Raw genomic sequence first — 26,958 nt, forward strand, 5'->3', positions numbered from 1 at the left:
GGGGAATCACGCTGCACTTCAATAAATCGAAGTAGTTTCAGCGGAAATATTTTCTAGGATCTCTTTCACACGTGCAAGGAATTTTCCGCTGACCAAGCCATCCAATACGCGATGATCCAACGACAGGCAGAGATTGACCATATCCCGTGCAGCGATCATCCCATTGTCCATGATGACCGGACGTTTGACGATCGATTCGACCTGCAAAATGGCGGCCTGCGGGTAATTGATGATGCCCATCGACTGCACCGAGCCGAATGATCCGGTATTATTCACTGTGAATGTCCCGCCTTGCATTTCCGCAGATGTCAGTTTACCCGAACGCACTTTGCCGGCCAATTCATTGATTTCCCGGCCGATTCCTTTAATCGTTTTTTCGTCCGCACTTTTAATGACAGGAACGTACAGGGCCTCCTCGGTCGCCACCGCAATGGAGAGGTTGATATCTTTCTTTTGGATGATCTTGTCACCCGCCCACATGGAATTCATCATCGGATATTCCTTCAACGCTTGCGCCACCGCTTTCACAAAGAAAGCGAAATACGTCAAGTTGAAACCTTCCCGCTGTTTGAATTCAGTTTTCAAGGAATCGCGGTATTGGACGAGGTTCGTCACGTCGACTTCAATCATCGTCCACGCATGCGGCGCTTCATGTTTGGACCGCAGCATATTGGTTGCAATCGCACGGCGGACGCCGGAAACCGGTATTTCGATGTCGCCGGCTGCTGTCGGAATCTCGATAGGTTGCAGTGCCGTTTTCACCGGTTCAGCTGCCGCTTGCGATGCCGGGCGTTCTTCCGTCATGGACGGCTGCTGTTCCGGTTGAGGGGCCGCGGCTTTCGGTATATTTCCGCTCTCTATGATTGCTAGAATATCCTTGCGTGTAATCCGGCCTTCCCGTCCCGACCCTTCGACGAGTGACAGGTCGATATCGTTCTCCTGCGCCAGGCGCATGACCGCCGGGGAATAACGCCCAGCCGCTTTTCCGCGTCGGACCGGAGACGGCGGTTTCTGTGAACCTGCGGCCGGCATTTCATTCGCCGGTTCTTCTTTCGCCGGCACTGCCTCCGGTTGCGGTTCCTCAGTGCTCCCGCCTTCCGCCTCAATCGTGCAGACGACGACACCGACCTCGACCGTCTCCCCTTCTTGGACGATCAGTTCCTTGATCGTTCCCGAAAAAGAGGACGGAATCTCGGCAGTCACTTTGTCCGTGTTCACTTCTGCAATCGGATCGTATTTATTGACAGTGTCACCAGGCTTGACGAGCCATCTTTCTATCGTCCCTTCTGTGACGCTTTCACCAAGTTTCGGCATTTCAATATGTTGAATGGCCATTGGGCATGCCTCCCTCCTTATTCAATACCTTTGCTACGTCCTTTTAAAATTCCGCAAGTTCCCTTGCCGCTTTTTCGACTTTATCGGGATTGACCATGAAGAATTTCTCCATCGTCGGTGCATACGGCATGGCCGGAATGTCCGGACCGGCTAACCGTTTGATCGGCGCATCGAGTTCGAACAGGCAGTTTTCTGCAATGATAGCCGACACTTCACTCAAGACGCTGCCTTCCAGATTGTCTTCTGTCACAAGCAGCACTTTCCCTGTCTTGGACGCCGCTTCGATGATCGCTTCTTTATCAAGCGGATAAATGGTGCGTAAATCGAGGATATGCGCGGAAATGCCATCTTCCGCCAACCGCTCTGCCGCCTGCAATGCAAAATGCACGCATAATCCGTACGTAATAATCGTAATATCGTCGCCTTCGCGTTTGACATCCGCTTTGCCGATCGGCAGGACGTACTCCTCATCCGGGACTTCCCCTTTGATGAGACGGTAGGCGCGTTTATGTTCAAAGAACAGCACTGGATCGTCATCACGGATGGCGGCTTTCAACAAACCTTTCGCGTCGAATGGCGTCGAAGGAATGACGATTTTCAACCCCGGCGTGCTCGCGAACATCGATTCCACCGATTGTGAATGATACAGGGCACCATGGATACCGCCGCCGAAAGGAGCTCGGAAGACGATCGGACAAGACCAGTCATTATTTGACCGATATCGGATTTTGGCCGCTTCGGAAACGATTTGATTGACTGCTGGCATGATGAAATCCGCAAACTGCATTTCGGCGATCGGACGCATGCCGTACATTGCTGCCCCGATCCCGACTCCCGCGATGGCCGACTCCGCCAAAGGAGTATCGAGAGCGCGATATTCGCCGAATTGATCATAGAGCCCGGTCGTCGCTTTGAAGACGCCGCCTTTCCGCCCCACGTCTTCTCCGAGAACGAAGACATTTTCATCCCGTTCCATCTCTTCTTTCATCGCCAACGTGATGGCATCGATATAAGATAATACGGCCATTATTCGTCTCCCCCTTCCTCGGCATACACATGGAGAAGCGCATCCTCGGGCGCGGCATATGGTGCGTTTTCCGCGTAGTCCGTCGCTTCATTCACCGTTTTCATGATCTCTTCATCGATTTCCTGTTCCAGTTCATCTGAGAGGACACCCGCCTCTTTCAAATAGGACGCGAATTTCGGGATTGGATCCAGTTTCCGCTCTTCCGCCAATTCTTCAGCATCCCGGTACAGTCGATGATCGTCATCCGATGAGTGGGCGGTCAGACGATAGCAAACCGCTTCCACAAGACTCGGCCCTTTCCCGCTCCGTGCCCGGTCTGCCGCTTCCTTGACGACTTTATACACTTCAAGCGGATCGGTTCCATCGACAGTGACTCCCGGCATGCCATAGGCGACGGCCCGGTCCGCAACATGTTCGCAAGCAAGCTGTTTTTCCACCGGAACGGAGATCGCATATTTATTGTTCTCCACCATGACGACCGTCGGCAGCTTATGGACGCCCGCAAAGTTCATTCCTTCATGGAAATCCCCTTGGTTAGATGAACCTTCCCCAAGCGTCACAAACGTGATGAAGTCTTCCTCTTTCATTTTTGCCGCAAGCGCCACACCAACCGCGTGCGGTAGTTGCGTTGTAACAGGAGAAGATCCCGTCAAAATCCGGTTTTTCCGTTGCCCGAAATGGCCGGGCATCTGGCGTCCACCCGAGTTCGGGTCCTCTGCTTTGGCGAATGCGGACAGCATCAGCTCTTGCGGCGTCATGCCGAAATGGAGGACGACCCCCATATCCCGGTAATACGGCGCAATCCAGTCTTTTTTCTCGTCCAAGGCAAATGCTGCCCCTACTTGTGCCGCTTCTTGACCTTGACAGGAGATGACGAACGGGATCTTTCCGGCGCGGTTCAACAGCCACATCCGTTCGTCCAAGCGTCTTGCCGTCACCATCGTCTTATATATTTGGAGCGCTTCTTCATTCGTCAAACCAAGCTCTTCATGACGTGTCTTTGCCATTGTAACTCCCCCTATCGGTTACGTGTTTCCGGGTCCGTTCTGTCAAATGGTCCAGGACCGCGTAATTTACATATGAATTGCCAAGCCATCCACTGCCAGGGCAGCTTCCCCCATCACTTCCGACAGGGAAGGGTGCGGATGGATTGTGGAAGCGACTTCCCATGGCGTCGCATCGAGCACCATTGCCAAGCCCGCTTCGGAAATCAAATCAGTGACGTGTGAACCGATCATATGGATTCCCAAAATATCATTGGAGGACTGATCGGCAACAATCTTTACGAATCCGTCCGCATTGCCATTGACAAGCGCTTTGCCGATTGCCATGAACGGGAATTTTCCGACCTTGACATCGAATCCGCGTTCCCTCGCCTGCTTCTCCGTCAATCCGACGCTGGACGCTTCGGGACTGGAATAGATGCAGCGGGAGATTTTCGTATAATCGAACGGCTCCCGCTGCAATCCAGCGATATGTTCGATTGCTGCAATCCCTTCATGGGAGGCGACATGCGCCAGCTGAAGACCGCCGATGACATCCCCGATTGCGTAAATATGACTTTCTTTCGTTTGGAAAGTCGGCTTTGTCCGGATCGTTCCATTTTCGATTTCAATCTCGGTATTCTCGATTCCGATACCTTCGACATTCGCTTGACGGCCGACCGACACGAGCATTTTCTCGGCGTTGTATTCGACCTGCTCACCGTTAACTTCCGCAGTAATCGACACCGTTTCCTCCGATTTGACGAGGGTTTCCGGCAGCACCTTGGCGTCCGTGACAAACCGGATGCCCTTTTGCCCTAGCAGCTTCCGCATTTCTTTGGAAATGTCTTCATCTTCCGTCGGGATAATGCGGTCCGCGTATTCCAAGACAGTCACTTCCACTCCGAAATCATGGAGCATGGAAGCCCACTCGATGCCGATTACACCGCCTCCGACGATAAGCATCGACTTTGGAAGCGCTTCCATCGATAGAGCCCCATCTGATGACATGACCTGTTCTTCGTCGATTTCGAGTCCCGGCAACGTTTTCGGCCTGGATCCCGTCGCAATGACTAAATTCTTCAGCACGAGCATTTCATTTTCTTCTCCGCTTTTCATTTCAACGGATATCGTTCCCGGCATCGGAGAGAAGATCGATGGACCGAGCATTCTTCCAAGCCCTTCATAAATGTCAATTTTCCCTTTTTTCATCAATGCCTGTACGCCGTTATGCAGTTGCTTGACTATTTTTTCTTTCCGTTCCTGCACTTTTGCAAAATTAAGCGCAACGTCCGCAGTATCCACACCAAATTCGGCGGCCTTATTTTTGGCCATATCATATACTTCCGCGCTTTTCAGCAATGCTTTGCTCGGGATGCAACCTTTATGAAGACACGTACCCCCAAGCTTCCCTTTTTCAACGAGCGCAGTTTTCAATCCTAACTGGGCTGCACGGATGGCTGCCACATAGCCCCCGGTACCGCCGCCCAAAATGACGACGTCGTATTCTTGTGCCATATCTATTGCCTCCTAATCTAGTAAATGAACTATTCAGCATAGGGTGAATCGGTCGGAGCAGCAGTTGCTCCAACCGATACCTCATTGGGCTGATTTATCGTCTCGATAGGACGCTTTTCTCATTTTGCAAAAATTGGCTGCGAACTTTTGCGACACGCGCGATCCGTTCTTCCGCTAAGCGGTCTGCAGCGACGTAGGACGGGATGTTGTCCCGTTTTGAAATGGCAAAAATCTTTTCAATGGTGTCATAGATAGTTGCCACCCGTTTCAATGCCCGTTCCCGGTTATAGCCATCCAATTCATCAGCGACGTTGATGACGCCGCCGGAATTGATGACGTAGTCCGGTGCATAGACAATGCCCATTTCATGGAGTTGATCTCCATGGGATGGATCTTTCAATTGGTTGTTCGCCGATCCCGCAATCACTTTCACTTTCAATTGCGGGATAGTGTCATCATTGATGACGGCCCCGAGTGCGCAAGGGGCGAAAATGTCCGCTTCCTGTGAATAGATCTCATCGATCCCGACTGCCGTTGCACCAAACGCCTCCACTGCCCGTTGGACCGCTTCTTCGTTAATATCGGTGACAATCAGTTTGGCGCCTTCTTCATGCAAATATTCGCATAATGAGTAAGCGACATTCCCGACACCTTGGACAGCAATCGTCTTTCCTGCCAGCGAATCATCGCCGAACGCTTCCTTGGCGGTTGCTTTCATGCCTTTGTATATACCGAAAGCCGTTACAGGGGAAGGGTTTCCGGATGAACCCGAATCCGCAGCGGATGTTCCCGTGACATAATCGGTTTCCAAATGGATCAAGTCCATATCCTCTTCCGTCGTCCCCACGTCTTCCGCGGTGATATAGCGGCCATTCAACCCTTCGATATAGCGGCCGAACGCGCGGAACATTTCGTCGTTCTTATCGGTCCGCGGATCGCCGATGATGACGGTTTTCCCTCCGCCGAGATTGAGTCCCGCTGCGGCATTTTTATACGTCATTCCCCGCGCCAAGCGAAGAGCGTCTTCGATCGCCGCTTCTTCACTTTCATACGTCCACATGCGGGCGCCGCCAAGGGCAGGGCCGAGTGTCGTGTCATGGATTGCAATGATCGCTTTGAGACCGGACGTTTTGTCCTGGCAGATCACCAATTGTTCGTAGTCATGTTCTTCTAATTTTTTGAAGATTTCCAATGCAATTCCTCCTCATAATATAAGTCCGTTTATAAGTATATAGGAAATGACAGGTACGTTGGTAGTTCTCAATTCAGATCAAGTCATATTTCTCCAATTTGTAGTAAAGGGAACGTAGCGAAATGCCGAGCCGGTTTGCTGTCAACGACTTGTTTCCGCCATTTTCCTTGAGCGCCGTATCAAGAATTGTTTTTTCATAATCCTCCATGATCGATGCAAGCGTATTCGTCTCCAGCAGGGTCGATTCTAACTCTTTATTTCCCCTGGATGAAAGCGATTTAACCACATTTCCCAGTCCGATGACCGATTCGCCCGGCTCCATATAGATCATCGCCCGACTGAGCACATTCTCCAATTCCCGCACGTTTCCCGGCCAATCATGCTGCTGCAAATGCTTCATCGCTTCCTCTGTAATTTCGCCGATATTCATGCCCAGCTCCCGATTCAGCTTTTCCAAGACCCGCCCGGCAATTTCGGGGATATCCGATTTCCTTGTGCGCAACGGAGGGACATGTATCGCAATCCGGTTGAGCGGGTAATACAACTCTTCAAGTAACTCACCCTGCTGCATCGCTTTTTCCAAGTTCCGCGAACTGGCCGTTATGATCCGAACATCGTACTGGACCGGTTCGGTACCCCCTTTTCTCGTAACGGCCCCCTCTGTGACGAAAGTGGCCAATTTCTGTTGAATTAAAAGCGGCAACTCCGCAACTTCGTCTAAAAATAACGTTCCGTTTTCCGCTTCGCCGATCAAGCCTTTCGTCACTTCCCATTTTCCCAAGCCGCTCAGTTCCTCTTGGCCGAAAATTTCCGCTTCCAACCGGGACGAATGGATCGCGGAACAGTTCACTCGTATGAATTTATTCGGTTTCCGTTCGCTGCCACTATGAATGGCATGGGCAAACAGCTCTTTTCCGGTACCGACTTCCCCACGCAGCAGAACCGGCAAGGACGACTTGGCGGCAAGCTTCGCCAGTTCCACGGAAATCTCCAATTCATGCGAACTTCCGTAAATATCATCGAATGTGTATGTTTCTTCCAATTTACGAATAATGGTGCGGGCCTCTGCCAGTTCATTCATCAAGCTGCGCATCTCCGTTATGTCGTGAATGACGCCGACACTGCCCTTCACTTCCTGGTCTACTATTATCGGAGCGACATTGACGATGACATCCCGGCTATTCTCGCCGATCCTCATACTGACGCCACGGATCGGTTTTTTGGTTTGCAGCACCTTCATATGGATGCTTTCCCCTTCGATGATATCCTCGGATGCCGGCTTCCCGATGATTTCCTCCTCCGTCAGCCCCGTAATCCTCGTATACGCCGGATTGATGAGAATGCCGTTCCCATGCTCGTCAACGACCGAAATCGCATCATCGCTCGAATGGATGATTGCTTCGAGCATCGTTTTCATTTCATTGAGACCGGTCACTTCTTCGGCAAGTGCCACGACTTCCGAAATATCCTTGAATACGGCGAAAGCACCCACTTTATCTCCCGTATTGTTGAATAACGGATAGCGGGAGGTGACGATCTTCAATCCGTTGCCAAGGACCAGTTCCCGATTCATCTCGGCTTTGCCACTTTCATAGACAGCGAGCAGATTGGACATGGGAATCACTTCGTTAATCGGTCTCCCAACAGCATCCTCGATTCGAATCCCCGTCATTTTGGAAGCGCTTTTATTAATGAAGTCGATTTGGCCGTTGGAACTGATGCCGATCATTCCTTCTTCGATCGAATCAAAGACCATCTGCTGCTTATGCATTTCCCCGCGGATCCGCTTTATGTATGTATTGTTCTCTTGGAGCAATTGGACGAGCAGATTGGCAACAGACCCCGGGATGATGACTGAATGGTCCTGCCTGGCTTCAATCAGTTGGGGAAAGATCGATTCGTCCCCCGTCACATCAAAGATGATGTGGACATCATCTGTGAGGAATGACCGCCAATCCGTTCCGTAGGGGATGCCCAATTCCTGCGCACGCCGTATCCCGGGTGCCTCGTTGTTTGTATCGACAATTGCAATTACATTCATGGATTCATGGTGTATGAGAAGGTTCAGCAGGACGGATCCCCCTTCCCCTGCTCCTACTATCAAAACGTTTTGCAAGGAAATTCAAGCCCCCTTCGGATAACTTGCAATCTTTTGCAATTATAAGTTCATCATACACGATTCCACTGCCCTTGACAATTAAATTCATCTCGTCACATATATTTAAATGTTACGAACCGGGATAATGGCTTTTTTGCGGAAAGGGTACGCACTTCTTACAACGCAGGCGATGAAAGCAAACGATATTCACCTCCTCAATGAAGAGGTGGGAAGCGTTGAGGAATGAAGATAAAAGACCTGCAACTAAATTCATTTTGAGTTATAGTGGAAGTAAGTTTAGATAGGAGAACCGCAGAAAGAGTCTTCCGTGACTTGATTTAGTCCGGCTCTTTCTCTTTTTGGAGGGGTTATTGAGACATGGCGCGCCTAATGGCTTTTATCGTTCTGCTGATTCCTGGCCTGATTGCAGCCTGGGGCATCAAATTGATGAGGGATGCATTGTTCGGCATTTTGTATTCTCCGATTCCGTTCGGATGGTTGCAGTTTTTGATCGGTCTCCTCATGATGGCTGGAGGAATCGGCTTCTTTGCAGGTTTCCTTTTGCGTCGGGATCGGCGGACAGGCCGAGTTCAAGAGCGTTTTAAACAAAAATGAAAGAACCTGGACGAGCACATTCGTCTAGGTTCTTTTTCGATTGGTAAAACGTTTAGGAAAATCGGTGATCCATCCCCCGATATAGGAAGGCGGCTGGAATGTCATCGGCTCGTTCCCCGTCACACCATAGATGCGGAGCACTTTCCCGGTGGCCTTCAATTCCCCAAGATAAGGCTCTTTTAAAAGCCGTTTATGCAGATGGAAACCATCCGCACAATGGTACCGGTCCAAATGTGCCCAGTCGACCCCTTTTTTTCGCAGCAAGTAGGCTGTCTCCATCTTCGGATCCAACTGTTTCACCTTTTCCAATACAGCATAGTCAAAGGACGAAATATGGACATGGTCCAATATGGACAGGTGGGACAGAATGCGGGCGATTGAATCGGGCCTTTCCGATACTGTCTCTTTCAGCTCCACATTGAGGACCAGGCTCCGTTGATGGCAAAACGTCACGGTTTCCAACAACGTCGGAATCGGATGCCCCATAAATACCCGCAAAAAACGCTTCCCGACCCGGAGCGCTGCCACTTCCACACCGGTTATCGAAGACACCCTCCTCCGGATTCCAGCAACTCTTGCAAAATCGGGGTCATGGATGACAATTGGAATCCCGTCCTCCGTTATTTGGACGTCCAATTCAATTCCATCGGCTCCGTCTTCATACGCCTTTTCAAAAGCAGCCATCGTGTTTTCAAACCGCGCACCGGATGCTCCGCGATGCGCTAAAATAAGAGGATTAGACATTCAGCACCCCGTCGGCCATTTCAAAAACGCCATTTGTTGAAATGTGCAATGTGGAAGACTTATTTCCGATCCTGATGACTACGCCTGGAAACGCCTCTTTCGTCACTTCGATCTTCGGTGGAGCGGCTTGTTTGATCCTGGCCATACCCAACTGGATTTCCTGGTCCATCTCTAAAATGACGCTCCGATTCTCTTCCAGCGTCTTTTTCAATTTCGTATACGCCTCAAGTTGGACGGCCATACGGCTCCCAGATTCTTGGAACTGTCCTTCGTGCTGCTCCAACCGCTGCACGAGTTCTCGGCGCTCTTTCAATTCTTTCGCCAGAGACTGTATTTCCTTGTAGAGACCTTCTTTATCCGTCCCTTTGGCATGCAGGACCGTCATCCGTTCATGACTGTTTCCAGCGATTGCACACTCGATCAGATGAAGGGCCTCAATATGCCCACCGATAATTTTCCCTTTGTTCTTATCTACAAACACACAGTCCGCCACGACATCTGTACCAATCAAATACAAACCGATATGGACGTTTTTCCCAAACAATTTGCAATTATTTGCGTGCTTGATAAAAATATCGCCTTGCGCCTCGAGGACCGTTTCCCCGCCTCCAAAGACGCCCCCTTTAATGTAAATATCCCCTCCTGAAGAAAGCACCTCTTTGGCATTGGTGACCCCTTCATTCCCCTCAACTGAAATATCGCCCGTTGCCGTGACGGAAAACCCCGGCATGATCGTTCCCCGGATAATAACGGTGCCATCGAATGAAATAGAACCTGTTTCCGGCCCTACATCTCCGTCGATGACTAGCTGCTTCCCAACCCCGACGATGCCGTTCGTATATTCCAAAGCACCGGAATGGACAGCCCGCAACACGATTTTATCGCCTTCCCGGACTTCATAGACCGAAGTTCGGTCATAGTCCAATTTGGCATCTTGCCCTCTCAACGCCGGAACGGAATGGCCGAGTACGTCGGTTCCATCAATCCCTTCCTGCGGAGCTGTTTTCTCCCCCAGCCACTGGCCTTCTTGGATAGGGGTCACAAAATTCATCTCGTAATAATCCGCAGACCCATCTTCACGGATGATCGGCCTTTTCTCAGGCATTTCGATATAGCGTAATCGAGCGTCCGCCCCTTTTTCAGGAGGAGTCCCGATAGCTGCATCAATCGGTTGACCCGGCTCATAAGGATCTTCCCAATACGGTCTTCGTCCATGAATTATACCGGCCTCATCGAGCAATTTTTCCGCCTGTTGAATGATTTTCTCTTTCTCTTGATCAAAATCAGCAATCGGAATATTGATCACAAGCTGAGCCTTCATGCGGTCTTGTGCAATCACCACCTCGATCTCCGGCAGCCAACTGCCGATCACATGCACTTCTTCGGGTTCTGTAAGCGCTTTCCGTAATATTGCGAAGGAGTCAATCCTGAAACGCGGATATTCGCGTGTAATCGCATCAAATGATTTCATTGGAAAGCCGATCTTCTTGGTACGCATCAAAACCTGTTCTCCTTCAACATCCAATTCGAAATATTCGTTTTCGACTAACAACGTCCTTCCCCCCTCAACTTACTCCTCACTGTTAAGTATATACCTTTATGTCGAATGCCGCGAACCTTTTTAGTTGAAGGGGTATGAAAAGTCAGAAAGTTCGGAATGAAAAAGAGCAACTCAGCTGGCCATATGCTCCAAGCGGATCTTGTCCGCAATCATCGCAATGAATTCACTGTTGGTAGGCTTGCTTTTCAAATGATGGACGGTATAGCCGAACATTTTGGAAATGACTTCATAATTGCCTCGATTCCAAGCCACTTCGATTGCATGGCGAATCGCCCTTTCCACACGGGAAGGTGTGGTATTATATTTATCCGCAATTTCCGGATAGAGCACTTTAGTGACCGAGCCCAGCAAGTCAGCGTCCGTGTATACTTTCTGGATGGCTTCACGCAAAAAAGCATACCCTTTAATATGAGCGGGAACACCGATCTCCTTGATGATGGAAGTGATTGTCGTATCGAGCATTTTCTGGCTGACCGCCCCATCGCTTTCCACAATGCCGCTATTTTGCATAAGCGGCGGTGCCGGCTTCGCCGTGCCAGCCACTTTGAAAATCTGCTGGACAAGCCGATCGAACTCGAATGGCTTCAACATGAAATAGGAAGCGCCTAAGGTAGCAGCGTGCGTCATGACGTCTTCCTGTCCGAAAGCGGTTAGCATGATGACATTCGGCATCGTCCCCCGTCCATTCAATGTTTCAAGAACTGCGATGCCATCCAGATGCGGCATGATGATATCCAACAACAGAACGTCCGGGACGTTTTCTTCCATTTTCGTCAAGCACTCATTTCCGTTATGCGCCATCCAAAGAATTTCGATTTCCGGGTGCTTCTCAAAATAAGCGACCATCGTTTTCACAAGTTCTTTATTATCATCAGCAATTGCAATTCTCACTTTTTCCATCCCCATTAGCGGTTCCCTCCTGTTTCGTTTCCCCAATTTCCTGAACTCCGTTACTAGCTCAAGAAAAAATTCGACAACGCATACACCATTCCTTTTTTCAGATATAGAAATGAATCTTCTGACCGATGGTTTCTCTATAATTCGACGGATTCCAATATTTTCTATCGCAATTGTCGAATGCTTCCTCTTGTAAGTGTACCACCAAAAAAAAAAGGAGCCAACCCCATTTTTTGGGTTGGCTCTCCAAATCAGCTATTTTTCCCCGTTTCTCATCGTTTCCAAGAAAAGGCCTGCTCCTTTTTTGGGCTCATCGACGAACATATGGGTAATTGCGCCTGCAAACTTTCCGTTCTGTATAACGGGACTTCCACTCATGCCCTGTAAAATGCCGCCGGTCGCTTCCAACAATTTCGGATCGGTTATGACAAAATGGAATTGTTCTTTCTCGATTTTGGTGATACGAATGGAGAAGGACTCCACTTCAGTCCCCTTCACAGTTGTATAAATCACGGCCTCGCCCAATTTAAGATCACTGGCGTGCATAATCTCCAATGGTTCCGCCAACACTTTTCTAGAAGTGTCTTTCCACGATCCGAAAATTCCGTACACGCTGTTGCGGTTGATCGTTCCTAAAAGTTTTTCATCGTCCACAATCGTAGAGATTTTATAACCAGGGATACCAGGCACACTTTTTTTAATTTGCCCGATTTCCGACAGGTAAATGGACCCTGTTTTGAATAAAGGCGGCGACTTCAGAGAACTGTCGATAATCTGATGACCGAGAGCGCCGTATGTCATTTTTTCCGGATCGACATACGTCAGAGTCCCTGTCCCTTCCGTACGGTCTTTAAGGAATGGAATGAGACGCTTCATTGCCCCGGTGTCCGCCAGGATTTCGCTCGGTTCACCATTACGAAGGACTTGCAATGTAATTTCCTTTTCCCCTTTGATGGAGGAGACGGCTTTCTCGAATTCGTTGAGGACACCGACCGAGTAGTCCTCGACTTGTTCAATCAAATCCCCTGCCTTCAGCCAATTGTCTTTGTCGATCATCACATCATTTGTAACAAAGACACCCGAGAGATCCATTTTTATGCCGATCGAGTGTCCCATCGGAATCAGGCTGTCATGTTGTGCAAATGCTGCACTCGAAGAGAATGGCAAAAAAATGAACAGGAAGAACAACGATATGCCAAATTTCAAATGTCTATTCCATCCCATGGTTCACCTCCCGCTGTAAGATACTAATGGTATGTCCGTTCGCGGGAATGTTATGAGAGGATAAAATGAGCAATAGAAGGACGTGCATACAATTTCGGTGCACGTCTCATCGGAAGGTTTTTTTTCTTTCTATTGCCATTTTCAACAATTCATCTGCATGTTGTAAGGTAAGTGGGGTGATCTCTGTGCCGGATAGCATGCGCGAGACCTCTTCAATCCTTTGTGAGCGGTCAATATCATGGATTGCGGTGCTTGTACGCTCATCCCTCACTTCTTTTTTGATCAAATAATGATGGTCCGCCATCGCGGCGACTTGCGGCAAATGCGAAATGCAGAGCACTTGGGAATGGATTGCAATCGTCGCAATCTTTTCCGCAATCGCTTGGGCAACCCTTCCACTGACTCCCGTATCCACCTCGTCAAAAATGATGGAAGTGATCCCTTGGTGTTTTGAAAAAATCGTTTTCAAAGCGAGCATGAGCCGTGAGAGTTCTCCCCCCGAAGCGACTTTCGCCAATGGTTTCAACGGTTCACCCACATTCGTGGATATGAGGAATTGTACGTCATCTATTCCGGTTCGATCGAAATGTCCGACAGGTCTCCTCTTGATTTCCACTTGAAATACCGCTTTTTCCATATGGAGCTGTTTCAACTGTTCCATTACCGCTTGCTCCAATGAACCGGCTGAGTCTTGTCGAATGATGGACAATTCTTCCGCTTCCACTTCCAGGTCCTGAGCCAATTGTCTCAGTTTCTCCTGTCCTTCCGCCATCCGTTCATCCCGGCTTACCAAATTATCGAGTTCTTCCGCAATCTGCTCCCGATACAGAACGATATCCTCAATCGTTTTTCCATATTTGCGTTTCAATGAAGTGAGCAAGGCGAGTCGATCTTCAACAGCTTCCAGACGATTCGGATCAAACTCCATGTCATCCAATATGTTTTTCAATTCGTGTGCAGTATCTTGCAAGGAATAAAAGCTGGATGCAACTACTTCTGCATGGGATTGCAAGTTCTTATCGACAGATGCCGCATCCTCTAAGTCGCTCATAGCGGATCCAAGCCAATCCAAAGCATGCGTATCCCCGCTGATCGATTCGTAAGCCGTATTCAACCGCTCAAAGAGACGATTGAAATTTTGCAGCTTCCGCTTTTCCTCTTCCAGTTCCTCCTCTTCCCCGATGACGAGGGAAGCGGCATCGATTTCTTTCAACTGGAAAGAATACAGATCAATTCGTTGGGCTACTTGCTGCTCATTTTCATCGGCCATCTCCAGCTTATGTTTCAACTTTCGATATCGCTCATAAAGTTCAGTATAATCTTCGTATGTACGGATAAGTCGATTTCCCGCAAAATGATCAAGCAGATGGATATGTCTTTTTTCAAGCATCAGTTCCTGGTTTTCATGTTGGCCATGGATATCGATGAGCTGGGAACCGATCTCTCTTAAATTAGCAATTGTCACCATTTTACCGTTAACGCGGCAAACCGTTTTCCCGTTTGCATTCAAATCCCGGCGTAAAATGACAACGCCATCTTCCGTTTCGATGCCGATTTCCTTCATTTTCGTAAGGACCGGATGGCCGGGATCGTCGATTGTGAACAGCCCTTCCAGTTCAGCCTTTTTGGCGCCGTGGCGGATGAATTCCTGGGATCCACGCCCGCCCGCTAACAATTGGACCGCGTCAATGATGATGGATTTACCGGCACCTGTCTCTCCTGTCAACACGGTTAAACCATCTTGAAATGTAACTTCCAACTTTTCAATAATAGCAAAGTTTTGAATGGATAGTTCACTTAACAATCATGCTCACCTCTTTTGCAATTCCTTGCCGATCAGTTCAAAGCATAGCCAATAGTCTTTCCCGCACCTCAATGGTAAGCAGTTCCTCCCGGCAAATGATCAAACAAGTATCATCCCCGCAAATTGTGCCGAGGATATCCTCCCAACCGAGTTGGTCAATGAGGGATCCGACCGCATGAGCATTTCCAGGAATCGTTTTCAGAATGATAAAATAGCCGGCGCTGTCAATGCTGACAAAGGCATCCGTCATCATCCGCTGCAATTTTTCTTCCGTGTTAAACCGTTGGGACGTCGGCAAGCTATACTTATACCGCCCATCCTGCAAAGGGACCTTGATGAGATGCATTTCCTTTATATCGCGGGAGACGGTCGCTTGGGTGACGGCCACACCTGATTTTTTCAAGAAATCGACAAGTTGGTCCTGTGTTTCGATTTCGAAATTTGAAATGATATCCCGGATCCGTATATGTCTCTGCCCTTTATTCAATACCATCACTCCGATACATATTGGTGAAACCATCCGACTGCCATTCCATACGGGAGGTTGATCGGTTAATGAAAAGCGCACATAGAATGCGCGCTATTGTAAACTCTTATGTGCTTCTTCAATCAATTCCTTAAATGACTGCTCATTCGACGTCTGTTCCACTTCCCGAACCGAACGTAAATGGAAAAGGAACTCGATATTCCCTTCTCCTCCCGTTACGGGCGAGTAGGAGGCAGCTCGCAATTCAAACCCTTCCGCCGCGGAAGCTGTTGCAATTTTGATCAATACCTCCAGATGGATGTCCTTTTCCCGGACGACGCCCTTCTTCCCCACTTTCCCTTTACCTGCTTCGAATTGGGGTTTCACAAGAGCGACCACGTCCCCGCCCTCCACCAAAATCCGTTTCAGAGCGGGCAAGATGAGTTCCAATGAAATGAAAGAGACATCGATTGTCGCAAATTCAGGCAGCCCTTCCGAAAACAAGTCGGGAGTGGCATGCCTGAAATTGGTGCGTTCCATCACGGTGACCCTGGGATCCTGCCTGATTTTCCAAGCTAATTGGTTATAGCCGACGTCCAATGCATAGCAATGCTTCGCTCCGTTTTGCAAGGCACAATCGGTAAACCCTCCTGTAGAAGAGCCGATGTCCAGAACGATCTTCTCTTGGACCGTGACATCGAACACTTCCAGAGCCTTTTCCAATTTGAGCCCGCCCCTGCTAACATATTTGAGGGCTGACCCTTTGACGGTCAACGGAGCATCGACCGGGATTTTCTCCCCTGGTTTATCCAGCCGAGTTTCAGCGGTGTAGACAATCCCGGCCATGATGGACCGTTTCGCTTGTTCCCGTGTCTCGACGAGCCCCCGGGCGACCAACAACACGTCGACCCGCTCCTTCTCGATCCGGCTCATCCTAAACGTTCCCTCTTCGTAACATGGCTATAAACCATCTCTTCCAATTCGTCCGCCAGATGATCGGCAGTCAGGCCGATTTCCGTCATCAGCTCTTCCACATTGCCATGTTCGATATAACGATCCGGAATCCCCATTCGCCGGATCTTGGATGTGGAATAATGTTGATCGTTTGCGTATTCCAGAACGGCGCTTCCAAAACCGCCCGCAAGCACTGCTTCCTCCAACGTGATGAAAGGCATCCCGGAACGTAACAGTTCATCAAGCATCGCCGTGTCCATCGGTTTGATGAAACGGGCGTTGATCACTTTCACGCTGATTCCTTTCGACATCAGCTTTTCGGCCGCCTTCAAGGCCATCGGTATAGTCGTACCGAACGTCAACACAGCGATGTCCGAACCTTCCCGCAGCACTTCCCAAGAGCCGATCGGAATTGGATGCAGTTCTGCATCCATCGGCACGCCCAGCCCGTTGCCCCGTGGATAACGCAGTGCAATCGGACCCGCGTCATAGTCGATAGCCGTTTTCACCATATGCTGACCTTCGTTTTCATCCTTCGGCATCATAATGACCATATTCGGCAAATGTCTCAAAAAGGCGATATCAAAAACGCCTTGGTGGGTTTCGCCGTCTGCACCGACAAGGCCGGCACGGTCGATTCCAATGAAGACATTCAAGTTTTGCCGTGATATGTCATGGAGCACCTGGTCATACGCACGTTGAAGGAAGGTCGAGTAAATCGCAAGGAATGGTTTCATTCCCTGCGTTGCAAGACCTGCCGCCATCGTGGCCGCATGCTGTTCCGCAATACCCACGTCAAAGAAACGGTCCGGAAATTCGGCAGCAAACGATTCCAGCTTGGACCCGACCGGCATAGCCGGCGTGATGGCAACGATCCTTCTGTCATTCCGCGCCAATGTCCTGACCGTCTCGGCTATCAACCCGCTCCAGGAAGGTGCTGTAGAAACGGACTTCACGAAGGCTCCGGTTTCAATCTTATAAGGGCCTGTCCCATGCCAAGTTCCAATTTTATCGTGTTCAGCCGGCAGATACCCTTTCCCCTTTTTCGTAATTACATGAAGAAGGACCGGCCCTTCCACCTTTTTGGCATATTGAAAATTCCGCTCCAACTCCGTGAAATCATGTCCGTCCACCGGACCTAAATACGTAAATCCAAGCTCCTCGAAAAAGACCCCTGTGACGAGCAAATATTTCAGACTATCTTTCACTCGTTCGGCTGCAGCAGCCACTTTGCCGCCGATTGCCGGGATCCGTTTTAAAATATATTCCAGTTCGTCCTTCGCCGTATTATACTTGCCCGCTGTCCGCAACTTGCCCAGGACGTTGTGAAGGGCGCCCACATTCGGAGCGATCGACATTTCATTGTCATTCAAGACGACAATCATATTCGTCTTTTCATGGCCGATATGATTCAGCGCCTCCAATGCCATTCCACCTGTCAGAGCACCGTCGCCGATGACAGGAATCACATAATTGGAATCCCCTTTAATATCCCTCGCGGCAGCCATCCCCATAGCAGCAGACAGAGAGGTGGAACTATGGCCGGTTTCCCAGACGTCATGTTCGCTTTCCGTCATCTTGGGAAAACCGCAAAGACCTTTATATTGCCGGAGCGAATCAAATTGGCATGCCCGCCCCGTCAGGATTTTATGAACATACGACTGATGTCCGACATCCCAGATGATCTTGTCGTCCGGACTGTCGAAACAGCGATGCAAAGCGAGCGTCAATTCGACGACTCCCAAGTTCGGACCGATATGCCCACCGGTCACGGAACCTTTCTCAATAAGGAACTTCCTGATTTCTTCGGCAAGCTCCAACAGCTCTTCGCGATTCAGGTTCTTTAAAAAAGATGGACTTGTAATCTCAGTCAGATCCATCATTATCACACACCTTCATAAAATGATTGCTTCGGATGACGATTCGCTTAGTACATTATAACAAGAAGGACGCCTTAAACAACAAATTGTTCGCTCAGCTGTTCCGTTCCACGATATAATCGGCAAACATCCTTAGCATGTTTGAATCATCACCAAGGAAACCAATCGCTTCTTTCGCTGTTTGATGGTGGTATTCCAGACGTTCGATCGCTCCTTCCAACCCAAGGAGGGATGGATAGGTGGATTTCTGGCTCGTTGTATCGCTGCCGGCGGTCTTCCCTAATTGTTCGGTCGTGGAAGTGATGTCCAAAATATCATCCTTGATTTGGAAAGCGAGCCCGATGTTTTTGGCATAAGACCGTAACCGGTCGGATCCTTCTTCATCCAGATCGCCAAGGATGGCACCCGCTTCGATACAGAACGATAGAAGAGCACCCGTCTTATTCAAGTGGACGGTTTCCAATTCCTCCAAGGATAGTTGCTTCTCTTCCCCTTCCATGTCCAATATTTGGCCGCCGACCATCCCTTCCGCCCCCGATGCGGAGCCAAGCAGCTTCATGATTGCAACCGTCTTTTCCGGCGGCGTGGAGTCGAGTTCGGTCAGACTGCGGAAAGCCAACGCTTGCAAAGCATCCCCCGCAAGAACAGCAACCGCTTCTCCGAATACCTTATGGTTCGTCGGCTTGCCCCGTCTGAAATCGTCGTCGTCCATACACGGTAGATCATCATGGATTAGGGAATATGTATGGATCATCTCGACTGCACATGCAACCGTCAGTGCATCTTCCGAACGGCTTCCGATATCTTCGAGAGTGGCAAGGACGAGTAGAGGCCGGATCCGTTTCCCTCCAGCGTCAACGGAATATGCCATCGCCTTTTTCAAGTTTTCCGGCATATTGGTCGATGTTATTAATTCGTGCAGCCGCTGATCGATCAATGGCAAGCGTGTTTCAATGAATTGCCGTAATGCTTCATGCATTCGTTTCTCCACCTTTCGAAGGTTCGAATTCCGTTTGATTGCCCTCTTTATCAATTATGGAGATGAGCTGTTTTTCAGCGTCCTGTAATTTATTGTGACAATAAGCTGACAGTTCCATCCCTTTTTTATATAAAAGAATCGCGTCTTCCAACGGCACATCGCCGTTTTCTAATTTCTGGACAACTTCTTCCAGTTTGTACATGGCCTCTTCAAAGCGGATTGCTTCTTTTTCCATTTACATTTCCTCCCCATTTTGTAGGGTGACCGATTGGATGCTCGCTTCGATCACGCCATCCTGCAACCGGATCTCCACCTCATCCCCGACCTCCAGTCTTTGGACGGAGTTTGCCACTTTGCCATTTTGATAAAGGATGGAAAACCCCCGATCCATGACGGCCAGTGGATTCAAAGCTTGCAGCATGCGGATGGCCGATTTGAAACTTTCATCCTTTCCTCTGAGCTGCTGGTAGGCGGCCCGGGTCAGCCTTTCGGTCAACGCATCGACGAGACGGCTGCTTTCTTTGATCTGCTTTTCCGGAGCATAAAACGTCAAAAGAGAGTGAAGTCTTTGCAGTTCGCTTTTTTGCCGGGTCGTCAAATCGGTCCGGCTCCGGTCCAGCCGGCCTTCCAAACCGATCAGCCGTTCCATGAAAGGACGGTATAATCGTTCCGGAAATTGCAAAGGATACGAAGATTGCGCGGATGCCAGGCGTTTCCGTTCCGCCTGGATCTGGTTGGACAGGGAACGGTACAACATCCGTTTGCGGTCCAATAGCCGTTCGATCAATTCCTCCCTTGCCGGAACCGCCATTTCTGCGGCCGCTGTCGGCGTAGGCGCTCTGCGATCGGAGACGAAATCGGCAATGGTCGTATCCGTTTCATGTCCGACAGCACTGATGACAGGAATTCGGCAGGAAAAGATGGCTCTTGCGACGGATTCTTCATTGAAAGCCCAAAGATCCTCGATCGATCCGCCTCCCCGGCCGACGATCAGGACATCGATCGAACCGTGGGCCTCCGCCTGCGCAATAGATTGGATGATGGAAGGCGCCGCTTGCGGTCCTTGGACAATCGCCGGAAACAGGATGATTTCCGCCAAAGGATAGCGTCTGCCGATTGTCGTGCAAATATCTTGTATGGCCGCCCCCGATTGCGCCGTGATGACCCCGACTTTTTGCGGGAACGGTGGCAATGGCTGTTTCCATCTTGGATCGAATAATCCTTCTTTTCCCAAACTCTCTTTCAATTGCTCGAATGCAAGATAGAGAGCTCCGATTCCGTCGGGCTGCATCGTCTGTGCGTATAATTGATATTGCCCGCTCGCTTCATAGACATTGACATCGCCAGTGATAAGCACATTCATACCGTTTTCCGGCCTGAATTGCAAACCGCTTGCCGCAGACCGGAACATCGCTGCCTGGATTCGGCTCTTTTCATCTTTCAACGTAAAATAGAGGTGGCCGCTCGGGTGACTTTTGACGTTCGATAACTCCCCTTTTACATAGACATTGCGCAAATGGGGATCGGCGTCGAATTTCCGTTTCACATATTTCGTCAGCGCTTGTACAGATAAATAAGGATTCCCGGCCAACCGCACCGCCTCCTGTTCAATGACGTACAGAAACGCTGTCTTTCCAATGGAAAACAGCGTCCGTCGTGTTCGTTATTATGACTGCGGGCATCTTCCATCGGCGAAAGCCTGTTCCGCACTTTGCAATGTATTTTTCAAAAGCATCGTAATCGTCATCGGCCCGACACCGCCTGGAACCGGTGTAATGGCGGAAGCTTTTTCCTTGGCCGAATCAAAATCGACGTCTCCGCATAACTTTCCGTTTTCATCACGATTCATCCCGACATCGATGACGATTGCCCCGTCTTTGATGTATTCATCGGTAATGAATTTCGTCCGACCGATTGCCACGATCAAAATATCCGCCTGCTTTGTATAGGAAGACAAATCTACGGTTTTCGAATGGCAATACGTCACCGTCGCATCCTTCTGCAACAGCAATTGCCCCATCGGTTTGCCGACGATATTGCTCCGTCCGACGATGACCGCATGTTTGCCGCGGATATCCACTCCTGTCCGCTCCAGCAGCTTGATAATTCCATAAGGGGTACAGGAAATGAAAGACTGCTGACCGATGATCATCTTTCCAACGTTTTCCGGATGGAAGCCGTCTACATCCTTTTCCGGTGCAATTGCACGGATCACGAGATTTTCATCAATATGATCCGGCAATGGCAGTTGGACAAGGATGCCATGGATGGTTGCATCTTCATTCAGTTTTTTGACATGATCCAATAGTTCTTCTTCGGATACAGTGGCAGGCAGCTGGATCAGTTCAGATTTCATGCCTGCTTCCACGCTGGATTTTTGTTTGTTTTTCACATATGTATGGGATGCTGGATTGTCACCGACGAGAATGACGGCAAGGCCTGGTTGGCATCCCTTTTCCGTAAGTTCCCGGACTCCTTCTTTGATTTCTTCCCGTATTTCTTTTCCTATTGCTACTCCATCGATCAGTTTGCCAGTCATATTTCATCCTCCAAATCATTACGCGTAGATCTTTCATCGAATTTTGATAAGACCCCGTTTACAAAACGTCCGGATTTTTCATCCCCGAATGTCTTGCACAATTCAACCGCCTCATTCAGAATGACCCGGTGCGGGGCATCGTCGGTAAAAAGCAATTCATAGACGGCGAGCCGCAGCACAGTCCTTTCGATTTTCGGAAGCCGTTCCAGCGACCAATTTTCGAGCCTCTCCGTAAGGGCTGCGTCGATTTCGGACTTGTGCTGGACCGTTCCGCGAACTAGCTGTTCATAGAAAGGGTTTGCCGGACGTTCGGTTATATAATGGATCGCTTCGTCAACGGATAATTCCATTGTAGTATTATCCAGCTGGAACAGCGTTTGCACCGCTTTTTCCCGCGCTTCTCGTCGTTTCATGTAAAAGTCTCCTCCACTGCTGTATCTCTGAAGCTTTATCATACCACATTTCAATCGATAGGATACAGTGTTACAAGCTAAAAAGAAGGGTACGGACTGAAAGGGGGACGGCTCGGTTGTCCTCCCTAAATGGAAGGGCTGTCCCAAAGCCGATTACCGACTTTTGGGACAGCCCTTGGATTATTCTGATTCCTTTTCGAACTCGATACCGGTTATATGGATATTGACCTCTTTCGTCTCAATTGAGGTCATATGGAAGAGTGCATGGCGGATCTGTTTTTGGATTTCCGTCGCCACTGTCGGGATGGAATAGCCATATTCCACCACGCAATAGACATCGACGACCAATCCGTCCTCTGTCCATTCCGTTTTGACACCCTTGCCATGATTCACTTTCCCGAACTTTTCCGCAACGCCTGTGGCAAAGTTCCCCGTCGTGTTTGCGACACCTTCCACTTCGGTCGTTGCAATTCCAATGATCACTTCCAGAACTTCAGGAGCCAGCTGGACGCGTCCCAGCTCGATATTTCCTGTCGAAGCTTTGCCGGCAATCGACGGTGCTGCCTTTTCAGCCATCTGGAACCTCCTCCCATCAGTCCATAATGTCGTATTTTTCCAGGAACTTCGTATCGAAATCACCTGACTTGAACACTTCATGATCCATTAAATTCAAATGGAACGGAATAGTCGTATCGACCCCTTCGATGATGAATTCATCCAATGCACGTTTCATCCGGGCAACCGCTTCTTCCCGCGTATTGCCGTGGACGATCAACTTCGCGACCATCGAATCATAGAACGGCGGAATCGTATAGCCGGGATACATAGCAGAGTCGACGCGGACGCCGAAACCGCCTGGCGGCATATACATTGTCACTTTCCCTGGAGACGGCATGAAATTCTTGGATGGATTTTCTGCGTTAATACGGCATTCAATGGCCCATCCGTCAATTTTCACATCCTCCTGGCTATAAGCAAGCTCTTCGCCTGCAGCGACTTTCAACTGCTGTTGGATCAAGTCGATGCCCGTAATCATTTCAGTGACCGGATGTTCCACTTGGATCCGCGTATTCATTTCCATGAAATAGAATTTTTGATTGATATGATCGAAAATGAATTCCACGGTCCCGGCTCCGCGATAGTTGACGGCTTGTGCAGCTTTGACCGCCGCTTCCCCCATCTCGGCACGCAGCTCAGGCGTCAACGCAGGCGATGGTGCTTCTTCGACGAGCTTCTGCATACGGCGTTGAATCGAGCAATCACGTTCTCCAAGATGGATGGCGTTCCCATATTTATCGGCTAGGACTTGCACTTCCACGTGACGGAATACTTCGATGTACTTTTCAAGGTAGACCCCCGGATTGCCGAAAGCGGCTGCCGCTTCCTTCTGGGTGATCTTGATGCCTTTCACCAATTCGTCTTCATCCCGCGCGACGCGAATCCCTTTTCCTCCACCGCCTGCGGTCGCTTTGATGATGACCGGGAATCCGATTTCATTTGCGACTTTCAATGCTTCTTGTTCATCCGCAACGATACCGTCCGATCCCGGGACAATCGGCACACCCGCTTGTTCCATCGTGTCGCGTGCGACGTCTTTTGTTCCCATGCGGGAAATGGCATCCGATGTCGGACCAATGAATTCAATATTCACTTCTTCGCAAAGCTCGGCAAAGCTTGCATTTTCAGCAAGGAACCCGTAGCCGGGATGAATGCCGTCACAACCTGTCAGTTTGGCAACACTGATGATATTCGAAAAATTCAAGTAGCTGTCTTTCGATAAACGAGGGCCGATGCAGTACGCCTCATCTGCCAGTTCCACATGCAGCGCCTCTGCATCCGCTTCCGAATAGACAGCGACCGTTTTGATGTCGAGTTCTTTACAAGCGCGGATAATTCGGACAGCGATCTCCCCGCGATTTGCGATCAATACTTTTTTCATAGGTCGAAATCCTCCTTAATTCGTTTTGACGAGGAAAAGAGGTTGTCCGTATTCAACGAGCTGGCCGTCTTTTACAAGGATTTCAACGATTTCCCCTGAAACTTCCGCTTCGATTTCATTGAATAATTTCATCGCTTCGACGATGCAAACGATGGATTCCGGGTTCACTTTGTCGCCAGCCTTGACGTAAGCAGGCGCGTCTGGTGAAGAGGCAGAATAGAATGTGCCGACCATCGGAGATGTGATTTTATGCAGATCAGCGTTATTGGCAGCCTCAGCGGCGGGCGCTGATGCTTGTGACTCTTCCTGTTTGACGGCAGGAGCCGGCTCAGCTGCTTGTCCTTGTGTCGAGTCCGCTTGTGGCTGTTGGACCGGAACCGTCGTTGCAGGTTGTGGTACCGCCATGACCGTCGGTTGGGTTTCGCCGCCTTTTTTCAATTTAATTTTAGTGCCTTCTGCTTCGTAAGAAAATGTTTCAATGGATGACTGATCGATGAGTTTAATGATTTCGCGGATTTCTTGAATTTTCAACATGAATGATTCTCCTTACCTTCATTTTAATTACACCCACCATTCATTTTAGACGTTTTAGCTTCATAATGAAATAGCAAACCTTCTTTTAATCGAATCTTCACCCAAAATGACTAAGAATTCATCCTTGGAAATAAAAAAAAGACCCTTTCCAGGGCCTGAATTATTGGGTGCCTCCCGTGAAATCGACTTGCACTTCCCCGGCATCATCCCAGCTCGTTTTCACATGATGGATAATTTGATCCGCCATCTGCTTGGAGTGACCTTCCGTGGAAAGGACCGTCACCTTCACTTTCCCGTCCTCCGACCGTACAAACGCGTCGGTATAGCCGAGTGCTTTAATCTCCATTTCGAGCAATGCTTCCGTCGTGGATAGTTTCGATAATGCAGCCATCTCTTCGTACGCCGAATTCTTTTGTTCTGCCGTGAAATCGGAGGAAGTCATTTTCGTTTCCAGTTGCTCATGGAGCTTGCTCCGTTCATTGCGGACTTCCATCCGCATCTCCTCAAATAGGACGAGTTCGGCAAAAACCGGTTTTGTCTCATCTGCAACGGTCTCTTCCGTCAGTTTGGTGGCATCGGTCGTCTCTTTCGTGAAGATGGCCATCCCGTCGAACGGCATCGGCGCCCGTTCTTTTACATAGTAAATGGAGATGACGGCGACCAAGCTTAGCAATGTCAAAAACCAGACTGTTCTCTTATTCGTTTTCATTCGTACTCCCCCTTTTCTTCATTTCAACGATGACGATGCGATGTTCTGGCAACTGGAGGACAGCCGATAGGATCCTCGATAGTTCACTACGTAGTTTGAAATCTTCAGCACCTTCCGCGATGACTAAAATACCTTGCAATTCACTTCCTTTTTTTCCCGACGTCCCGGACAGGGAGAAATAATCGGTCAGAGGAGCGGATGTCCCATTGTTATCATGATGGAAGTAGATCGACACTTCCCCGATCCCTTCGATTTCCTTCAGCGCCTCTTTTAGCGTAGAAAATTCTTTGCTCTCCTCCTTCCCCTCCCCGATCCCGCCAAGTTTTGGATTGATGAGAAAGATGACGAAGATCATAAAGGTCCCGAGAAGAATGGTCTGCATTTTTTTCGATAATTTCTTCATAATCTCACCATTTTCATTCATTGAGCCTGTTGTATGACCTGTCATCAATGATCCATTTTATGCTCCTTCAGAGGAACCTATGACCAAATATCGAAAAGAACGATTGAAGAATCCAGATGCCGACTGCAATTTTAATGAGCGGGATGAATTCTTCTTCTTTATCATCGGGCAATAGCAAAAGAAGAAAGGACGAGAAAACGGATATCAATAAGATGCCGATCAGAAAGATTCCATAGCCCGACCTCATTTCATCGTAGTGAATAACTTGATGAAGACGATGGACACCAGGGATGTGTAGATGAAGGCAAACGAGATCAGAAACGATACAGCGCAGAGGACAAACAACGTTTTACCGATATCATCCAAAATACCTGCTATATCCTCATCCGCAAACGGTTCGATCAATGCCGCAGTCCACCGGTAAAAAAAAGCGACGATGAGTGTCTTGAGGGAAGGAACGAGCGCGACGGTCCAAACCGTGACCATCATCCACCCCCCCGCAAAGACGCTGGCCCCCGAAGAATACCGACCCATCGTCCCGATCGTATCGGTCATGAAGGAACCGATGAGAGGGATATTCTGGCGGATCAATTCTCTCACCGGTTCACTTGTCAAACCGGAAATCGCCCAAGACATCGTCCCGCCGGCTGTTATGAAAATTGAATAGGTCGCCACCGTCGCCGAAACTACAGCGAGAAGAGTTGTCCGCACCATGTCCGCCATTCGGCTGAACGGCACATCGGGAAGCAATCGGGAAATCAAATCGAACAGGAAAGTCGCCGTCAATAAGGGAATCAATAGACGTTCTGCCAAAACGACCGCTCCGTTTGCAAACAGCAGCATCGCCGGCTGGAAATTGAGCAAGCCGAATGCCCCGCCCGCCATCACCATACCTGCAGACAAAACCGGGTAGATCGAAATGAAAATCAAGGAAATCGAACGTGCGATATCCCGGATCAAATCAAGGTGGCCCATAGCCGGCTGCAGGGCAACGCTGACAATTAGGATGATGAGCAGGATCCTCGTCCATTTTGAAAAGGAAGGAAACAAAAAGTCGGCCATTAATGCCATGAAAGCCGAAATGATGATGATGGCGAAACTGGACAGGACCGTTCCCAGTATAGTTTCGATGAATGCAATCATG

At 49.4% G+C, this 26,958-nt stretch carries 26 protein-coding genes; 1 reads left to right on the plus strand and 25 read right to left on the minus strand.

Annotated features, from left to right (window positions below):
• Positions 1-18: 18 nt before the first annotated feature.
• From OXB_RS13690 to OXB_RS13715, 6 genes are all read right to left on the minus strand, one after another.
• Positions 19-1,335 (minus strand): dihydrolipoamide acetyltransferase family protein, encoded by a 1,317-nt coding sequence (locus OXB_RS13690; protein ID WP_041075045.1) that lies wholly within the window; start codon positions 1,333-1,335, stop codon positions 19-21.
• A 43-nt stretch (positions 1,336-1,378) separates the two neighbouring features.
• Positions 1,379-2,362 (minus strand): alpha-ketoacid dehydrogenase subunit beta, encoded by a 984-nt coding sequence (locus tag OXB_RS13695; RefSeq protein WP_041075046.1) that lies wholly within the window; start codon positions 2,360-2,362, stop codon positions 1,379-1,381.
• The gene (locus OXB_RS13700; protein ID WP_041075048.1) at positions 2,362-3,369 is read right to left on the minus strand and encodes a thiamine pyrophosphate-dependent dehydrogenase E1 component subunit alpha; all 1,008 of its coding nucleotides are present in this window, start codon (positions 3,367-3,369) and stop codon (positions 2,362-2,364) included. Before OXB_RS13700 ends, OXB_RS13695 begins: the two co-directional genes overlap by 1 nt.
• Positions 3,370-3,435: 66 nt before the next feature.
• On the minus strand, positions 3,436-4,863 hold the full coding sequence (gene lpdA, locus OXB_RS13705) for a dihydrolipoyl dehydrogenase (protein WP_041075050.1): 1,428 nt from the start codon (positions 4,861-4,863) through the stop codon (positions 3,436-3,438).
• A gap of 94 nt (positions 4,864-4,957) precedes the next feature.
• Positions 4,958-6,055, minus strand: a complete 1,098-nt coding sequence (gene bcd, locus OXB_RS13710; protein ID WP_041075052.1) for a branched-chain amino acid dehydrogenase — start codon at positions 6,053-6,055, stop codon at positions 4,958-4,960.
• 73 nt (positions 6,056-6,128) lie between these two features.
• The gene (locus OXB_RS13715) at positions 6,129-8,171 is read right to left on the minus strand and encodes a sigma-54-dependent Fis family transcriptional regulator (protein WP_041075054.1); all 2,043 of its coding nucleotides are present in this window, start codon (positions 8,169-8,171) and stop codon (positions 6,129-6,131) included.
• Positions 8,172-8,531: 360 nt separating this feature from the next.
• Here OXB_RS13715 and OXB_RS13720 point away from each other — a divergent pair, with 360 nt between their 5' ends.
• Complete coding sequence (locus tag OXB_RS13720; protein ID WP_041075055.1) at positions 8,532-8,768, plus strand: DUF2627 domain-containing protein; 237 nt, start codon at positions 8,532-8,534, stop codon at positions 8,766-8,768.
• 24 nt (positions 8,769-8,792) lie between these two features.
• Here OXB_RS13720 and OXB_RS13725 read toward each other — a convergent pair whose 3' ends face one another.
• From OXB_RS13725 to OXB_RS13820, 19 genes are all read right to left on the minus strand, one after another.
• Entirely contained in the window at positions 8,793-9,512 is a 720-nt protein-coding gene (locus OXB_RS13725) for a glycerophosphodiester phosphodiesterase (protein WP_041075056.1), read from the minus strand.
• Positions 9,505-11,064 carry a FapA family protein gene (locus OXB_RS13730; RefSeq protein WP_041075058.1) on the minus strand — a complete coding sequence of 520 codons (1,560 nt, stop codon included), beginning with the start codon at positions 11,062-11,064 and terminating at the stop codon, positions 9,505-9,507. Before OXB_RS13730 ends, OXB_RS13725 begins: the two co-directional genes overlap by 8 nt.
• 120 nt (positions 11,065-11,184) lie before the next feature.
• Positions 11,185-11,973 (minus strand): sporulation transcription factor Spo0A, encoded by a 789-nt coding sequence (gene spo0A, locus OXB_RS13735; protein WP_041076832.1) that lies wholly within the window; start codon positions 11,971-11,973, stop codon positions 11,185-11,187.
• Positions 11,974-12,225: 252 nt separating this feature from the next.
• Positions 12,226-13,194 (minus strand): SpoIVB peptidase S55 domain-containing protein, encoded by a 969-nt coding sequence (locus OXB_RS13740; protein WP_041075059.1) that lies wholly within the window; start codon positions 13,192-13,194, stop codon positions 12,226-12,228.
• A gap of 106 nt (positions 13,195-13,300) precedes the next feature.
• Positions 13,301-14,998, minus strand: a complete 1,698-nt coding sequence (gene recN / locus OXB_RS13745; protein ID WP_041075061.1) for a DNA repair protein RecN — start codon at positions 14,996-14,998, stop codon at positions 13,301-13,303.
• A 37-nt stretch (positions 14,999-15,035) separates the two neighbouring features.
• A complete protein-coding gene (ahrC, locus tag OXB_RS13750; protein ID WP_041075062.1) occupies positions 15,036-15,485 on the minus strand; it encodes a transcriptional regulator AhrC/ArgR in 450 nt (149 codons plus the stop codon).
• 93 nt (positions 15,486-15,578) lie between these two features.
• Complete coding sequence (locus OXB_RS13755; protein ID WP_041075063.1) at positions 15,579-16,397, minus strand: TlyA family RNA methyltransferase; 819 nt, start codon at positions 16,395-16,397, stop codon at positions 15,579-15,581.
• Positions 16,394-18,298, minus strand: a complete 1,905-nt coding sequence (gene dxs, locus OXB_RS13760) for a 1-deoxy-D-xylulose-5-phosphate synthase (protein WP_041076833.1) — start codon at positions 18,296-18,298, stop codon at positions 16,394-16,396. Before dxs ends, OXB_RS13755 begins: the two co-directional genes overlap by 4 nt.
• Before the next feature lie 94 nt (positions 18,299-18,392).
• The gene (locus OXB_RS13765; RefSeq protein ID WP_041075064.1) at positions 18,393-19,277 is read right to left on the minus strand and encodes a polyprenyl synthetase family protein; all 885 of its coding nucleotides are present in this window, start codon (positions 19,275-19,277) and stop codon (positions 18,393-18,395) included.
• Positions 19,270-19,512, minus strand: coding sequence for an exodeoxyribonuclease VII small subunit (locus OXB_RS13770; RefSeq protein ID WP_041075066.1), 243 nt, complete (start codon positions 19,510-19,512; stop codon positions 19,270-19,272). Before OXB_RS13770 ends, OXB_RS13765 begins: the two co-directional genes overlap by 8 nt.
• Positions 19,513-20,868 (minus strand): exodeoxyribonuclease VII large subunit, encoded by a 1,356-nt coding sequence (xseA, locus tag OXB_RS13775; RefSeq protein ID WP_041075067.1) that lies wholly within the window; start codon positions 20,866-20,868, stop codon positions 19,513-19,515.
• A gap of 75 nt (positions 20,869-20,943) precedes the next feature.
• Positions 20,944-21,816 carry a bifunctional methylenetetrahydrofolate dehydrogenase/methenyltetrahydrofolate cyclohydrolase FolD gene (gene folD, locus OXB_RS13780; protein WP_041075068.1) on the minus strand — a complete coding sequence of 291 codons (873 nt, stop codon included), beginning with the start codon at positions 21,814-21,816 and terminating at the stop codon, positions 20,944-20,946.
• The gene (gene nusB / locus OXB_RS13785; protein WP_041075069.1) at positions 21,813-22,229 is read right to left on the minus strand and encodes a transcription antitermination factor NusB; all 417 of its coding nucleotides are present in this window, start codon (positions 22,227-22,229) and stop codon (positions 21,813-21,815) included. Before nusB ends, folD begins: the two co-directional genes overlap by 4 nt.
• Positions 22,230-22,409: 180 nt before the next feature.
• Entirely contained in the window at positions 22,410-22,805 is a 396-nt protein-coding gene (locus OXB_RS13790) for an Asp23/Gls24 family envelope stress response protein (RefSeq protein ID WP_041075070.1), read from the minus strand.
• Between the two features lie 16 nt (positions 22,806-22,821).
• Complete coding sequence (gene accC / locus OXB_RS13795; RefSeq protein WP_041075072.1) at positions 22,822-24,168, minus strand: acetyl-CoA carboxylase biotin carboxylase subunit; 1,347 nt, start codon at positions 24,166-24,168, stop codon at positions 22,822-22,824.
• Positions 24,169-24,183: 15 nt separating this feature from the next.
• Positions 24,184-24,702, minus strand: a complete 519-nt coding sequence (accB, locus tag OXB_RS13800) for an acetyl-CoA carboxylase biotin carboxyl carrier protein (protein WP_041075073.1) — start codon at positions 24,700-24,702, stop codon at positions 24,184-24,186.
• Between the two features lie 160 nt (positions 24,703-24,862).
• Entirely contained in the window at positions 24,863-25,411 is a 549-nt protein-coding gene (locus tag OXB_RS13805) for a SpoIIIAH-like family protein (protein ID WP_041075074.1), read from the minus strand.
• Positions 25,398-25,859 carry a hypothetical protein gene (locus OXB_RS13810; protein WP_041075075.1) on the minus strand — a complete coding sequence of 154 codons (462 nt, stop codon included), beginning with the start codon at positions 25,857-25,859 and terminating at the stop codon, positions 25,398-25,400. Before OXB_RS13810 ends, OXB_RS13805 begins: the two co-directional genes overlap by 14 nt.
• 198 nt (positions 25,860-26,057) lie before the next feature.
• Positions 26,058-26,957, minus strand: a complete 900-nt coding sequence (locus tag OXB_RS13820) for a stage III sporulation protein AE (RefSeq protein ID WP_041075078.1) — start codon at positions 26,955-26,957, stop codon at positions 26,058-26,060.
• Between the last annotated feature and the right edge of the window lies 1 nt (position 26,958).

The organism is Bacillus sp. OxB-1 (assembly GCF_000829195.1).
Lineage (GTDB): Bacteria > Bacillota > Bacilli > Bacillales_A > Planococcaceae > Sporosarcina.